The organism is Agrobacterium sp. MCAB5, from assembly GCF_052114365.1.
GTDB classification, from domain to species: domain Bacteria; phylum Pseudomonadota; class Alphaproteobacteria; order Rhizobiales; family Rhizobiaceae; genus Agrobacterium; species Agrobacterium tumefaciens.
On record NZ_JBFREP010000001.1, the window covers coordinates 591,460 to 604,318 of the forward strand.

The window sequence follows — 12,859 nt, forward strand, 5'->3', positions numbered from 1 at the left end:
CGATGGCGATCCTCGCGCTCGATCACCTTCAACTGGCGATGCCCGTCGGCCGGGAAGACGAGGCGCGAGCCTTTTATGGCGACCTGCTCGGCTTTGCGGAGCAGGCGAAACCCGCCAATCTGGCGGCGCGCGGCGGATGCTGGTTCTCATCTGAACCGATAAAACTCCACCTCGGCATCGATCAGGATTTCAGACCTGCCAGGAAAGCCCATCCTGCCTTTCTGGTAGACGATCTCAATATCTTGCGAAAAACACTTGAAACTGCAGGCTACCATGTGGTTGAGGATGAGCCGCTCGAAGGATATCACCGGTTTTATGTCCTTGATCCCTTCGGAAACCGCATCGAAATGATGCAGCCGCTCGAACCGTGACGAAAAGTACCGTTCCATGCCCCTGATCGACATGCCGGAATTTTCCGGAGAGCTACTGGAAGAATTCGCCGCGCGCCGCACAAGTCGTGTGAATACGCCTGTCATCCAGCCTGCCGAACCGTTTCTGGATATGGCGGGCGAGGATTTGCGCCGGCGTATTTTCATGACGGAGAGCGAGACAGGTGAAAGCCTTTGTCTGCGCCCGGAATTCACTATTCCCGTCTGCCTGCGCCATATCGAGACAGCGACGGGTACGCCGAAGCGTTACTCCTATCTGGGTGAGGTCTTCCGCCAGCGCCGGGAGGGTGCGAACGAGTTTTATCAGGCCGGCATCGAGGATCTTGGCGATACCGATATCGCCGCCGCCGATGCCCGCGCCGTGATTGATGCAACCGCCATTCTGAAACGCCTTCTGCCTGGCCGTTCGCTCGCCGTCACGCTGGGCGACCAGCAGGTGTTCGAGGCGGTCGTTGCAGCGCTCGGCCTGCCGCTCGGTTGGCAGAAACGGCTGGTGCAGGCTTTCGGCGATATGGCGCAGCTCGACGCGCTGCTGGAAAGTCTTGTGCACCCCAAGCCCATGACCGGCCTTGACGCGCGGGTCGCCGGCCTTCTGGCGACGGGCGAAGAGGCGGTGCTGGTCGATTATCTCGACACGGTAATGCAGGAAACCGGCTATTCCACCAATGCCAGCCGCTCGCCGCAGGAAATCGCCCGCCGTCTGCGGGAAAAGCTGGCGCTTGCCGCCACGCGTCTGCCGGATGAGAGTTTCGAACTGCTCAAGCAGTTTCTGGCCCTGCAGGCGCCCTTGCCGCAGGCCTCGCAAGTTCTGGCCGATTTTGCCGCAAAGGCTAAGCTGAAACTGGACGGTGCGCTTTCCGCTTTCGATAAGCGTGTCGCGGCCCTTGCGAATGCCGGGGTCGATCTCGAAACAGTCAGCTACGGCGCGGCCTTCGGCCGTCCGCTCGATTATTATACTGGACTCGTTTTCGAGGTGATGGAAGAAGGTAGCGATAGCGTTCTGGCCGGTGGTGGCCGTTTTGACCGACTGCTGACGCTGCTTGGCGCGCAGGAAAAAATACCGGCCGTGGGCTTTTCCCTCTGGCTGGATCGCATCGAAACGGTGCGCGGGAGCGATAAGCCATGATCACCATTGCCTTGCCCTCCAAGGGCCGGATGAAGGAAGACGCCTCCGCCGTTCTGGAACGCGCCGGGCTGAAGGTCGCAGCTGTCGGTAACGACCGGTCCTATCGCGGCCGCATCGAAGGGCGCGACGATATCGAGATTGCCTATCTCTCAGCCTCCGAGATCGCCCGCGAAATTGGTGCTGGCAGCGTGGATTTCGGCGTGACGGGTGAAGACCTGGTACGAGAGGGGCTGACCAACGCCGATGCGCAGGTGGAATTCTGCGCCCGCCTCGGTTTCGGCCATGCCGATGTCGTTGTCGCCGTGCCGGAAATCTGGCTGGATGTGGACAGCATGGCCGATCTCGGCGATGTGGCCTCGGAATTCCGTGCCCGTCATGGTCGCCGTTTGGCAATCGCAACCAAATACTGGCGGCTGACGCAGCAGTTCTTTTCGCGCCAGCACGGCATTCAGCTTTACCGTATTGTCGAAAGCCTTGGCGCCACCGAAGGTGCTCCGGCGGCAGGGCAGGCGGATATCATCGTCGATATCACCTCCACCGGCTCGACGCTGAAAGCTAACCACCTGAAAATCCTCTCCGACGGCATCATCGTCCGCTCGGAAGCCTGTTTCGTGCGCGCCCGCAAGCCGGACCACGAAGGTGATCCGGCGGTTCAGGAGATCGCGGCGCGAATAAAAGCGGCTGTCTGATAGCATAAAAGAAAAAAGCCGCCGGAGCGATCCGGCGGCTTTTTTCTTGGTCAGCCTATGGGTTCAGGCGCGGGCGGTAACGAAGCCGCGCTTTGCGTCGACGGAGTAGGCGCCTGCACCGAAGGTTGCGAGCAGGATATAGGCGCCGGCAAGGGTGATGTTCTTCATCAGCATGATGCCGTTCAGTGTGTTGATCCAGCCGAGAGCAGGCTCAGGCCAGCCGGGAACGGCAACGGTGCCGCTGTGGAATACGAGGCCGGTGAACACGCAGAATGCTGCAAGCGCCCATGCGGCGATCTTCGTCTGGAAACCGGCGAGAATGGCAAGACCGGCAACGAGTTCGAACAGGCCGGCAAGATAGGCAAGCGCGGTTGCGGCAGGCATGCCGGCGCCCGAGATCATGCCGGCAGTGCCAGCCGGATCGGTGAGTTTGCCGAAGCCGGAATAGATGAAGATGAAGGAAAGCAGAATGCGGGCGATGAGAACGAGAGCGTTCTGGCTGCTGGACATGGAGTATCTCCGGTAAGTGATCGGCGTGTCGCCGGTTAAACTGCAAGGTGATGTCTGGAGATATCAATGACCGAAAATCATGCATCTATAAAGATGAACAATAGAAGACAAATTGTCTTCATTTTGTGAACGACCAACAATGTCGTTCAATGACATTGAGCGCGCATCCCCGTTTGAACGGGACCATTCGACTCGATCTATCTATTTGTTTTAACAAATTTTCCTGACATAAAGCCGCTGCGCAGTTTTACTGGAAACGCGCTAGGCGGCGAAGCGCATATCCTCGAAACGCGGAAACAGGAAGAGCCCCGAAATGCGCCCTTGCTGGCCGATCTCGAAACCCGAGGATTCGCCCATGCAAATAAGCGGCTGCCGCATTGCCGGCAGGGTGAACAGGCCGGTGGAAAAGCAGAAGCGTGAGGGTGCGGCGGAAGCCTGTTCGAAAATTTCGAGCACGCGGTCGTGGTGACCCCGATCATAACAGCGGATCAGGCTGAGCAGGCCGCACTCACCCTGCGGCAGCCCATGCATGAAAGATGCATGTTCGCCAAGCTTGATGACGCCGCTCGAAAGATCGCCGCTCCATTCCTCCGAAATAAAGAAATGCGAGAGGGTCTGAGTATCCGGCATGGTTGTCGCGGCCGCAGGCAGAGCATCGTTGCGTCTTGATATTTCGAACAAATCGCGCCCCCGCATGAACATCGTACCAGCGCTGCAATCTCAAGCGTCGCTGCCAAGTTGATTTTTCATCGCCATCCGCATTCGAGCGTGCCTGCCAAGCATCGAACCCCTTCAATGCTTGCATCCCGCCGCGGCACCCTCACGGGCGCTGACTTATAGTTTATTTTCTTCTACCCACAACAACCTGTCAGAGAGAAAATCAAAAATAATATGTATTCCTTCATCGTAATCGCGAAATATATGAAAAAAAGACAACTAAATGTCGTGCTTATAAACTGGAGAGGGCGAAAATCCGCCCCATCGGCAATTGTGATTCGCCTCTATCGGCACCCGATTATTGCACGCGCTGCCAAAAACAAGCCGACTAAAGTTATCGCTGTTTCAAAAAGAGACAATATTTTTTAAGCCCGATCCCGGCAAGTGAAGATATCGCGCCAGCTGTCCCAAGGGGCATGGGCGGCAACGAAAAAGGGCGATCCGAAGACCGCCCTTTCGTATTCCAGTGACAGGACTGATTGGAAGTCCATGCCGCCCGTCTGGCGCGCTTGCGACGCCAGATCACCAAAAGGCATGGGCGGCAACGAAAAAAGGGCGATCCGAAGACCGCCCTTTCGTATTCCAGTGACAGGACTGATTAGAAGTCCATGCCGCCCATGCCGCCGCCAGGCATCTGGGGCATTGCCGATTCCTTCTTAGGAAGTTCGGCGATCATGGCTTCGGTGGTGATCAGCAGCGAAGCAACCGAAGCTGCGTTCTGCAGAGCCGTGCGAACAACCTTGACCGGGTCGACGATGCCGAGCTGGATCAGGTCGCCATATTCGCCGGTCTGGGCGTTGTAGCCGTAGTTGTCTTCGTTCCGGTCGAGGATCTTGCCAACAACGATGGAAGCTTCGTCACCTGCGTTTTCTGCAATCTGGCGAACCAGAGACTGCAGAGCCTTGCGGACGATGTTGATGCCGGCTTCCTGGTCGTCGTTCTCACCCTTGACGGTGATCTTCGTGGAAGAACGCAGCAGGGCAACGCCGCCGCCCGGTACGATGCCTTCCTGAACAGCAGCGCGCGTCGCGTTGAGAGCGTCGTCGATGCGGTCCTTCTTTTCCTTCACTTCAACTTCCGTCGAACCGCCAACGCGGATCACGGCAACGCCGCCAGCGAGCTTGGCAAGACGTTCCTGCAGCTTTTCGCGGTCGTAGTCGGAAGTGGTTTCTTCGATCTGCGCCTTGATCTGGGCAACACGGCCTTCGATGTCGGACTTCTGGCCAGCACCGTCAACGATCGTGGTGTTTTCCTTGGAGATCGAAACCTTCTTCGACTTGCCGAGCATGTCGAGGGTAACGCTTTCGAGCTTGATGCCGAGATCTTCGGAAATGACGGTACCACCGGTCAGGATGGCGATGTCTTCCAGCATGGCCTTGCGGCGGTCGCCGAAGCCAGGAGCCTTGACGGCAGCGATCTTGAGGCCGCCACGCAGCTTGTTGACGACGAGCGTTGCAAGGGCTTCGCCTTCTACGTCTTCAGCGATGATGACGAGCGGCTTGCCGGTCTGAACGACAGCTTCGAGAACAGGCAGCATGGCCTGGAGGTTCGAAAGCTTCTTTTCGTGCAGAAGGATGTATGCGTCTTCGAGGTCCGCAACCATCTTTTCCGGGTTGGTCACGAAGTAAGGCGACAGGTAGCCGCGGTCGAACTGCATGCCTTCGACGACTTCGAGTTCGGTTTCAGCGGTCTTGGCTTCTTCAACGGTGATGACGCCTTCGTTGCCGACGCGCTGCATTGCTTCAGCAATGTCGAGACCGATCTGACGCTCGCCGTTTGCAGAGATCGTGCCGACCTGTGCAACTTCTTCCGAAGTGTTGATCTTCTTGGCCTTGGCCTGAAGGTCCTTGACGACTTCAGCAACGGCCAGATCGATACCGCGCTTGAGGTCCATCGGGTTCATGCCGGCAGCAACTGCCTTTGCACCTTCGCGAACGATGGCCTGGGCCAGAACCGTTGCGGTGGTGGTGCCGTCACCGGCGATGTCGTTGGTCTTGGAGGCAACTTCGCGAACGAGCTGTGCGCCCATGTTCTCGAACTTGTCTTCGAGTTCGATTTCCTTGGCGACCGAAACGCCGTCCTTGGTGATGCGCGGTGCGCCGAAGGACTTGTCGATAACGACGTTACGACCCTTCGGGCCGAGGGTGACCTTCACTGCATCAGCGAGAATGTCGACGCCCTTGAGCATCTTTTCGCGCGCTGTGCGGCCGAATTTGACTTCTTTGGCTGCCATTTTCAAAACTCCTGGTTTCGAATGGCCGGACGGGGTCCGGCTTGAAATTTAAGGAAACAATGGGTGCGGCGAAATCAGCCGATGATACCCATGATGTCGGCTTCCTTCATGATCAGAAGGTCTTCGCCGTCGAGCTTGACTTCGGTGCCCGACCACTTGCCGAACAGGACGCGATCGCCAACCTTGACGTCGAGAGCGACGACCTTGCCGGCCTCATCGCGAGCGCCGGAACCGACGGCGACGATTTCGCCTTCCTGCGGCTTTTCCTTGGCGGTATCGGGAATGATGATGCCGCCCTTGGTCTTTGCTTCGGACTCAACGCGACGAACGACGACGCGATCATGAAGCGGGCGGAAATTGGTGCTTGTCATTGCCTAATCCCTCGATCAAATGACTTCAGGAACCTTTTGCAGGTTCACGTGATGGGTGTTAGCACTCCTCTTGTTGGAGTGCCAGCAAAGCCGAGATAAGGAGGCGTCCCCCCGGAGTCAAGAACGCACTGCCGGAAAAATTTCACGGCCTATGGTTACCAGCGTTCCATGACAGAAAATTTCCACGCTATGACGGACGAGGACAAATCGCTCTTTTTCAGGCAACCTTCGTTTTCGGCGTAGAGGGGTTTTATGTTCGGATGGTGGCCGGTGGTCCGGAGGCAGGCCTGGCGCCGCTTTTTTCCTTGCCATCGGCGTCGTGCTTTGCCATGTGACGCACACCCTTTTTTCGCACCCGGAAAGCATATCATGGCCCATCGCATTCTCACCCTCGGCGAAATCACTGATGGGTTCGACGTTGTTCTTTCGGATGTCTGGGGCGTGCTGCATAATGGCGTTAGCGCTTTCCCGGATGCGGCGGTTGCGCTGCACGACGCGCGCAAGGCCGGCAAGACCGTGGTGCTCATCACCAATTCGCCGCGTCCGGCCCCCGGTGTCATCGCCCAGCTTCGCGTTCTCGGCGTGCCGGATGAGGCCTATGACCGCATCATCACATCGGGCGACGTCACCCGCGGCCTGATCGCGGAAGGCCCGAGAAAAGTCTTTCTGCTCGGCCCCGAGCGGGACATGCCGCTGCTGGAAGGTCTCGATGTCGAACGGGTCGGCGAGGCGGAAGCGGAATCCGTCGTCTGCACCGGTTTCTTCGATGACGAGACGGAAACGCCGGAAGATTATACGGAAATGCTGAAAGGCTTCATCGCCCGCAAGGCACCGATGATCTGTGCCAACCCCGATCTGGTGGTAGAGCGCGGCGAGCGCATCATTCCCTGCGCCGGCGCCATGGCCGCATATTACGAACAGCTTGGCGGCGAAGTCCGTATTGCCGGCAAACCGCACGCGCCGATCTATGAAGCCTGCCTTGCGGCGGCGAAAGAAGTGCGCGGCGATTTCCCGAAGGATCGCGTGCTCGCCATTGGCGATGGCATGCCGACGGATGTAAAGGGCGCAATTGCGAGTGGCCTCAACCTTCTTTATATCAGCGGCGGCATTCACGCCGCCGAATATACGCTGAATGGCCAGACGGACGAGGCGCTTCTGAACGCCTATCTGAAGGGGCAGGGCGCGGCTCCCGGCTGGTGGATGCCCCGCCTTGCCTAGGAAACGTCTGGCGTAAGCCGGCGTAAACAATGGATCGACTGCAATGACCGTCTTTCATCGCAATGAAAAAAAGGAGCCGCTGCCTGAAGGCTTGCGCGGCGGCGTCATCGCGATCGGCAATTTCGACGGTGTGCATCGCGGCCACCGCGCCGTTCTGGACCGGGCGCTGGAACTGGCCGAGGCGCGTGGCGTTCCGGCACTGGTGCTGACCTTCGAACCGCATCCCCGTTCCGTCTTCCGCCCCGAAACGCCGGTCTTCCGCCTGACGCCTGCGCCGTTGAAGGCACGTATTCTCGAGGCCATCGGTTTCCGCTCGGTCATCGAATACCCCTTCGACCGCGAGTTTTCGCAGCGCTCGGCGGAAGAGTTCGTCAATTCCATTCTGGTCGACTGGCTGGGCGCCAGCGCCGTCGTCACCGGCTTTGATTTCCATTTCGGCAAGGGCCGCGAAGGTGGCCCGGCATTTCTGATGGCGGCCGGCAAGCGCAACGGCTTCGACGTGACGCTCGTGGATGCCTTTCGCGACGAGGGCGCGGATGTCGTCTCCTCGAGCCGTATCCGCTCGCTTCTGTGCGAAGGAGATGTGGCAGGTGCCGCCGGACAACTCGGGTATCGTTTCACGGTGGAAAGTGAAGTCATCGGCGGCCAGAAGCTGGGGCGAACGCTGGGTTACCCAACGGCCAACATGGCGCTTTCACCCGAAACGGAGCTGAAAGCCGGCATCTATGCCGTGCGGTTCCGCCGCCCCGACGGGGCGATTTACGATGGCGTTGCAAGCTTCGGTTACCGCCCGACGGTCACCGATAACGGTGCGGCCCTTCTGGAAACCTACGTCTTCGATTTTTCCGGTGATCTCTATGGTGAGGTCTGTTCGGTATCCTTCTTCGGGCACCTGCGTGACGAGCTGAAATTTGACGGCTTGGACCCGCTGGTCGCGCAGATCAGGCGGGATGAGGAAGAGGCGCGGGCGATGCTGTCAGGCGTGCGGCCGCTCAGTGAATTGGATGCGAAGATAGCATTTTGAGCGGGCAGATAATCCTGTCCCGGATTGTCGTCGCTTTTCACTTCCTTTTTGCCGGAAAACCGCATAAACAACCGGCCATGTCCCAATACCGGTTGCTGTTTAAAGTTCAGATAGGCCGAATTATTGGCCCGGCCTTCCGCCCGCTCTGAAGAGCCGGAAGGTCCGGGATTTTGGCGCTCGTCATGGCATTTGACATGGCGCTTTCCGTATTTGCCCTCTTTGAAATTGAGACGGCGCGACCGACACGGCGCGCAACAACGGTACAATTATGAGCGACACCGCAGAAAAATTCGACTATTCCTCGACCCTCTATTTGCCGCAGACGGATTTCCCGATGCGTGCCGGCCTGCCGCAGAAAGAACCGGAAACGGTGAAGCGCTGGCAGGAAATGGGCCTGTATAAAAAGCTCCGCGCCTCCGCCGCCGGTCGCGAGAAATTCGTGCTGCATGATGGCCCGCCCTATGCCAACGGCAACATCCACATCGGCCATGCGCTGAACAAGATCCTGAAAGACGTCATCACCCGCTCGTTCCAGATGCGCGGTTTCGACGCCAATTACGTGCCCGGCTGGGATTGCCACGGCCTGCCGATCGAATGGAAGATCGAGGAAGCCTACCGCGCCAAGGGCAAGAACAAGGACGAGGTTCCGGTCAACGAATTCCGCAAGGAGTGCCGCGAGTTCGCTGCTGGCTGGATCAAGGTTCAGTCGGAAGAGTTCAAGCGCCTCGGCATCGAGGGTGACTTCGAAAACCCCTACACAACCATGAACTTCCACGCGGAAGCCCGCATCGCCGGCGAACTGCTGAAGATCGCCAAGAGCGGCCAGCTCTATCGCGGTTCCAAGCCGATCATGTGGTCGGTCGTCGAGCGCACGGCGCTGGCGGAAGCCGAGGTCGAGTATCACGACGTTGAAAGCGACATGATCTGGGTGAAGTTCCCGGTGAAGGACGCTGCGCCAGCTCTTTCCGGCGTCTCTGTCGTCATCTGGACAACCACGCCGTGGACCATCCCCGGCAACCGCGCCATCGCCTTCTCCTCGCGGGTCGAATATGGCCTGTTCGAAGTCGAAAGCGCGCAGAACGATTTCGGTCCGCAACCGGGTGAAAAGCTGATCTTCGCCAGAAAGCTTGCCGATGAGGCTGCTGCCAAGGCGAAGGTGACCTTCAAGTTCGTGCGCGATGTGAAAGCTGAAGAACTGGCCGCCATCACCTGCGCCCATCCTTTGGCGTCGCTTGGCTACGATTTCCCGGTTCCGCTTCTCGATGGCGACCACGTCACCGACGATGCAGGCACGGGCTTCGTGCACACCGCGCCGAGCCATGGCCGCGAGGACTTTGACGTCTGGACTGCGCATCAGCGTGAGCTGGAAGCGCGCGGCGTTTCGCCGGCCATCCCGTTCCCCGTTGGCGATGACGGGTTCTACACCGAGGACGCACCCGGTTTCGGCCCGTCTGCCGAAGGCGGTGCGGCCCGCGTCATGGATGATAACGGCAAGAAGGGCGATGCCAACGAGCGCGTCATCAAGGCGCTGATCGCGGCCAACAACCTGTTCGCGCGCGGCCGTCTGAAGCACAGCTATCCGCATAGCTGGCGCTCCAAGAAGCCGGTGATCTTCCGCAACACGCCGCAGTGGTTTGTCTATATGGACAAGGAACTGGGCGACGGCACGACGCTGCGCTCGCGTTCGCTTGATGCCATCGACCAGACCCGTTTCGTTCCGGCATCCGGCCAGAACCGCCTGCGCGCCATGATCGAAGGTCGGCCCGACTGGGTTCTGTCGCGCCAGCGCAGCTGGGGCGTGCCGATCGCGGTCTTCGCCGACGAGCAGGGTGCGGTTCTGGTCGACGAGGCTGTCAACGCCCGCATCCTCGAGGCCTTCGAGGCTGAAGGTGCGGATGCCTGGTTCGCCGAAGGCGCCAAGGAACGTTTCCTCGGCAATGACCATGACCACGCCAAATGGCAGCAGGTCATGGACATCCTCGATGTGTGGTTCGATAGCGGCTGCACCCATACCTTCACGCTGGAAGACCGCCCGGACATGAAGTGGCCGGCGGATGTCTATCTCGAAGGCTCGGACCAGCATCGCGGCTGGTTCCATTCGTCGCTGCTGGAAAGCTGCGCGACGCGTGGCCGCGCGCCCTATAACGCCGTCGTCACCCATGGCTTCACCATGGACGAGCAGGGCCGCAAGCAGTCCAAGTCTCTCGGCAACGTTGTTGCACCACAGGACGTGATGAAAGAGTCCGGCGCGGATATCCTGCGCCTGTGGGTCATGACGACCGATTACTGGGAAGACCAGCGTCTGGGCAAGGCCATCATCCAGACCAATATCGACGCGTATCGCAAGCTGCGCAACACCGTGCGCTGGATGCTCGGCACGCTTGCCCACGACAAGGGCGAGGAGATCGGCTATGCCGATCTGCCGGAACTGGAAAAGCTGGTACTGCACCGCCTGTCCGAGCTGGATAAGGTCGTGCGCGACGGGTACGACGCCTTCGACTTCAAGAAGATCGCCCGCGCCCTGATCGATTTCGCAAATGTGGAGCTGTCGGCTTTCTACTTCGACATCCGCAAGGACACGCTTTATTGTGACGCGCCGTCGTCGCTGAAGCGCCGTGCATCGCTGTCGGTCATCGCCAAGCTGTTCGATTGCCTCGTCACATGGCTTGCGCCCATGCTGCCCTTCACCACTGAAGAAGCATGGCTTTCGCGCTATCCGGATGCGGAATCGGTGCATCTCGCCCAGTTCCCGGAAATTCCGGCGGAGTGGAACAACGACGCGCTGGAAGCGAAGTGGGAGAAAATCCGCAAGGTCCGCACGGTCGTCACCGGTGCGCTCGAAGTGGAACGCCGTGAAAAGCGTATCGGCTCCTCGCTTGAGGCAGCGCCCATCGTGCACATTGCCGACGCCGATCTTCTGGCGGCTCTCTCCGGGCAGGATTTTGCCGAAATCTGCATCACCTCGGCCATTTCGGTGGTCGGCGATGAAGGCCCTGCCGATGGCTTCCGCTTGCCGGAGGTCGCAAAGGTCGTGGTCGAGCAGAAGCTGGCGGAAGGCGCAAAATGCGCACGCTCCTGGCGTATCACCACCGATGTCGGTTCCGATCCGGACTATCCGGAGGTTTCGGCCCGTGATGCGGCGGCACTGCGCGAGCTTGCCGCGCTGGGATGATTTAAAGCTGCTGCGCATCGTTCCTGTCGAAAAATCGATTTCGAGTTTCGGGCCGATGCGCGAGGAAAATGGCCGGATGAATTGCGCTTTAGCTCTTCATCCGGTACACCTGCCTGAAAATGGCCGGATTTGCACGGCAATGCGGGCTACCGCCTGCCGAAAGACGATGTCTGGCGCAATGGGACGGACGGCTGGAAGGGTTTTTATGAAGACGATGAAGGCTTTTGGGCAGGATAACGCGCAGGGTTTGAGCATGTTCCGCACGGTTGCAGGTATCACGGCGATAGGCGTGCTGCTCGGCGCCTGCACGAGCCCGACCTATGGTACGGGCAAGACTGCGGCAGAACAGCTTGTAGACGACCTCGGCAACGCGACTTCGATCACCGGCAACGATCAGGAAAAACGTAACCTGAAGTACAGCCCGCGTCCCGGTCTCGTTGTCCCCGCCCAGTCCCGCGCCGAGCAATTGACGACGCCGCAGCAGAACATGGCAAGCCGCGAAAACAACCCGCAATGGGTCGAATCGCCGGAAGAGACCCGTGAACGCCTGCGTGAAGAGGCGGATGCCAATAAGAACAATCCGCATTACCGCTCACCGCTGCTTGCCGGCAACGGCACGGCCGGCCAGATGACCGAAAGCCAGAAATGGGAAGCCTTCCGCAAGGCCAAGGCAGATGCCCAGGGTGGCTCTGTCGTCAACGCCCAGCGCAAGTTCCTGACCGATCCGCCGCAGGAATATCGTAGCGTTCCGCAGGATCAGCTGACTGACCTCGGTGAGCCGGAGCAGAAGAAGGAAAAGCGCCGTAAGAAAGAAGCGGCGATGGCAAACACCGGCAAACCCTGGTGGAACCCCTTCTGATAAAATGAAGGGCTTATGGCCTGCGGGAAAGATTGCATCTCCCGCCGGCTGCTTATTCGTCGAGACGTTTCTCGCGAAAGAATTTCCGCAGAATTTCAGCACTTTCGCTTTCCGCCAGCCCCGAATACACATCAGGCGCGTGGTGGCATGTCGGCTGGCTGAAGAAGCGCACGCCACTATGCACCGCGCCGCCCTTCGGGTCTTCCGCACCGTAATAGAGACGACGGATGCGGGCAAACGAGATCGCCGCCGCGCACATGGTGCAGGGTTCCAGCGTTACATAGAGATCGGCACCGGGCAGGCGTTCCTGTTCCAGCGCCTCGCAGGCCATGCGGATCACGGCGATTTCGGCATGCGCCGTCACATCGTTCAATTCACGGGTGCGATTGCCGGAACGGGCGATGACGCGACCGTCCATAACCAGGACTGCGCCGATCGGAACCTCCTGCCGCTCACCGGCGGCACGGGCTTCCGCCAGCGCCAGTTCCATGAAATGCGTCCTTTCGGCCATTGCGTTTCAATTTCCTCTTAACCCTTGTGCTTGGACCTGA

12 protein-coding genes are annotated in these 12,859 nt (G+C 59.3%); 7 read left to right on the forward strand and 5 right to left on the reverse strand.

Annotated elements, in window-relative coordinates; translation table 11 throughout:
* Positions 1-2 precede the first annotated feature (2 nt).
* The 3 genes from AB4Z23_RS02865 to hisG are packed head-to-tail and all read left to right on the forward strand — an operon-like array spanning position 3 to position 2,204.
* Positions 3-371: a VOC family protein gene (locus tag AB4Z23_RS02865; RefSeq protein WP_065688461.1), complete on the forward strand. Its 369-nt coding sequence runs from the start codon at positions 3-5 to the stop codon at positions 369-371.
* Positions 372-387: 16 nt separating this feature from the next.
* Positions 388-1,515, forward strand: a complete 1,128-nt coding sequence (locus AB4Z23_RS02870; RefSeq protein ID WP_004432209.1) for an ATP phosphoribosyltransferase regulatory subunit — start codon at positions 388-390, stop codon at positions 1,513-1,515.
* Positions 1,512-2,204 (forward strand): ATP phosphoribosyltransferase, encoded by a 693-nt coding sequence (hisG, locus tag AB4Z23_RS02875; protein ID WP_065688313.1) that lies wholly within the window; start codon positions 1,512-1,514, stop codon positions 2,202-2,204. Before AB4Z23_RS02870 ends, hisG begins: the two co-directional genes overlap by 4 nt.
* Positions 2,205-2,267: 63 nt before the next feature.
* On the opposite strand, the gene AB4Z23_RS02880 is transcribed toward hisG, so the two are convergent.
* The 4 genes from AB4Z23_RS02880 to groES all read right to left on the reverse strand — a co-directional run bounded on the left by AB4Z23_RS02880 (position 2,268) and on the right by groES (position 6,035).
* Positions 2,268-2,714, reverse strand: a complete 447-nt coding sequence (locus AB4Z23_RS02880) for a DoxX family protein (RefSeq protein WP_013635551.1) — start codon at positions 2,712-2,714, stop codon at positions 2,268-2,270.
* A gap of 261 nt (positions 2,715-2,975) precedes the next feature.
* On the reverse strand, positions 2,976-3,410 hold the full coding sequence (locus AB4Z23_RS02885; RefSeq protein WP_025592588.1) for a hypothetical protein: 435 nt from the start codon (positions 3,408-3,410) through the stop codon (positions 2,976-2,978).
* Positions 3,411-4,029: 619 nt separating this feature from the next.
* Entirely contained in the window at positions 4,030-5,664 is a 1,635-nt protein-coding gene (gene groL, locus AB4Z23_RS02890) for a chaperonin GroEL (protein WP_004432205.1), read from the reverse strand.
* A gap of 74 nt (positions 5,665-5,738) precedes the next feature.
* Positions 5,739-6,035: a co-chaperone GroES gene (gene groES, locus AB4Z23_RS02895; protein ID WP_003494080.1), complete on the reverse strand. Its 297-nt coding sequence runs from the start codon at positions 6,033-6,035 to the stop codon at positions 5,739-5,741.
* Positions 6,036-6,404: 369 nt separating this feature from the next.
* Between groES and AB4Z23_RS02900 the strand changes: the two genes are divergently transcribed.
* The 4 genes from AB4Z23_RS02900 to AB4Z23_RS02915 all read left to right on the forward strand — a co-directional run bounded on the left by AB4Z23_RS02900 (position 6,405) and on the right by AB4Z23_RS02915 (position 12,308).
* The gene (locus AB4Z23_RS02900) at positions 6,405-7,253 is read left to right on the forward strand and encodes a TIGR01459 family HAD-type hydrolase (RefSeq protein ID WP_004432196.1); all 849 of its coding nucleotides are present in this window, start codon (positions 6,405-6,407) and stop codon (positions 7,251-7,253) included.
* Positions 7,254-7,296: 43 nt separating this feature from the next.
* Positions 7,297-8,277, forward strand: a complete 981-nt coding sequence (locus AB4Z23_RS02905; RefSeq protein ID WP_004432194.1) for a bifunctional riboflavin kinase/FAD synthetase — start codon at positions 7,297-7,299, stop codon at positions 8,275-8,277.
* A 268-nt stretch (positions 8,278-8,545) separates the two neighbouring features.
* Positions 8,546-11,449 carry an isoleucine--tRNA ligase gene (ileS, locus tag AB4Z23_RS02910; RefSeq protein WP_421477890.1) on the forward strand — a complete coding sequence of 968 codons (2,904 nt, stop codon included), beginning with the start codon at positions 8,546-8,548 and terminating at the stop codon, positions 11,447-11,449.
* Positions 11,450-11,654: 205 nt separating this feature from the next.
* Positions 11,655-12,308 carry a hypothetical protein gene (locus AB4Z23_RS02915; RefSeq protein ID WP_421477891.1) on the forward strand — a complete coding sequence of 218 codons (654 nt, stop codon included), beginning with the start codon at positions 11,655-11,657 and terminating at the stop codon, positions 12,306-12,308.
* Between the two features lie 52 nt (positions 12,309-12,360).
* On the opposite strand, the gene AB4Z23_RS02920 is transcribed toward AB4Z23_RS02915, so the two are convergent.
* Entirely contained in the window at positions 12,361-12,819 is a 459-nt protein-coding gene (locus tag AB4Z23_RS02920; RefSeq protein ID WP_013635558.1) for a nucleoside deaminase, read from the reverse strand.
* Positions 12,820-12,859: the final 40 nt, after the last annotated feature.

Bases quoted from the DNA above. Each gene is read 5' to 3' on its own strand.
- AB4Z23_RS02880 (WP_013635551.1), bottom strand. From the start codon at position 2,714: ATGTCCAGCAGCCAGAACGCTCTCGTTCTCATCGCCCGCATTCTGCTT.
- ileS (WP_421477890.1), top strand. From the start codon at position 8,546: ATGAGCGACACCGCAGAAAAATTCGACTATTCCTCGACCCTCTATTTG.
- AB4Z23_RS02865 (WP_065688461.1), top strand. From the start codon at position 3: ATGGCGATCCTCGCGCTCGATCACCTTCAACTGGCGATGCCCGTCGGC.
- AB4Z23_RS02870 (WP_004432209.1), top strand. From the start codon at position 388: ATGCCCCTGATCGACATGCCGGAATTTTCCGGAGAGCTACTGGAAGAA.
- groL (WP_004432205.1), bottom strand. From the start codon at position 5,664: ATGGCAGCCAAAGAAGTCAAATTCGGCCGCACAGCGCGCGAAAAGATG.
- AB4Z23_RS02915 (WP_421477891.1), top strand. From the start codon at position 11,655: ATGAAGACGATGAAGGCTTTTGGGCAGGATAACGCGCAGGGTTTGAGC.
- groES (WP_003494080.1), bottom strand. From the start codon at position 6,035: ATGACAAGCACCAATTTCCGCCCGCTTCATGATCGCGTCGTCGTTCGT.
- hisG (WP_065688313.1), top strand. From the start codon at position 1,512: ATGATCACCATTGCCTTGCCCTCCAAGGGCCGGATGAAGGAAGACGCC.
- AB4Z23_RS02905 (WP_004432194.1), top strand. From the start codon at position 7,297: ATGACCGTCTTTCATCGCAATGAAAAAAAGGAGCCGCTGCCTGAAGGC.
- AB4Z23_RS02920 (WP_013635558.1), bottom strand. From the start codon at position 12,819: ATGGCCGAAAGGACGCATTTCATGGAACTGGCGCTGGCGGAAGCCCGT.
- AB4Z23_RS02885 (WP_025592588.1), bottom strand. From the start codon at position 3,410: ATGCGGGGGCGCGATTTGTTCGAAATATCAAGACGCAACGATGCTCTG.
- AB4Z23_RS02900 (WP_004432196.1), top strand. From the start codon at position 6,405: ATGGCCCATCGCATTCTCACCCTCGGCGAAATCACTGATGGGTTCGAC.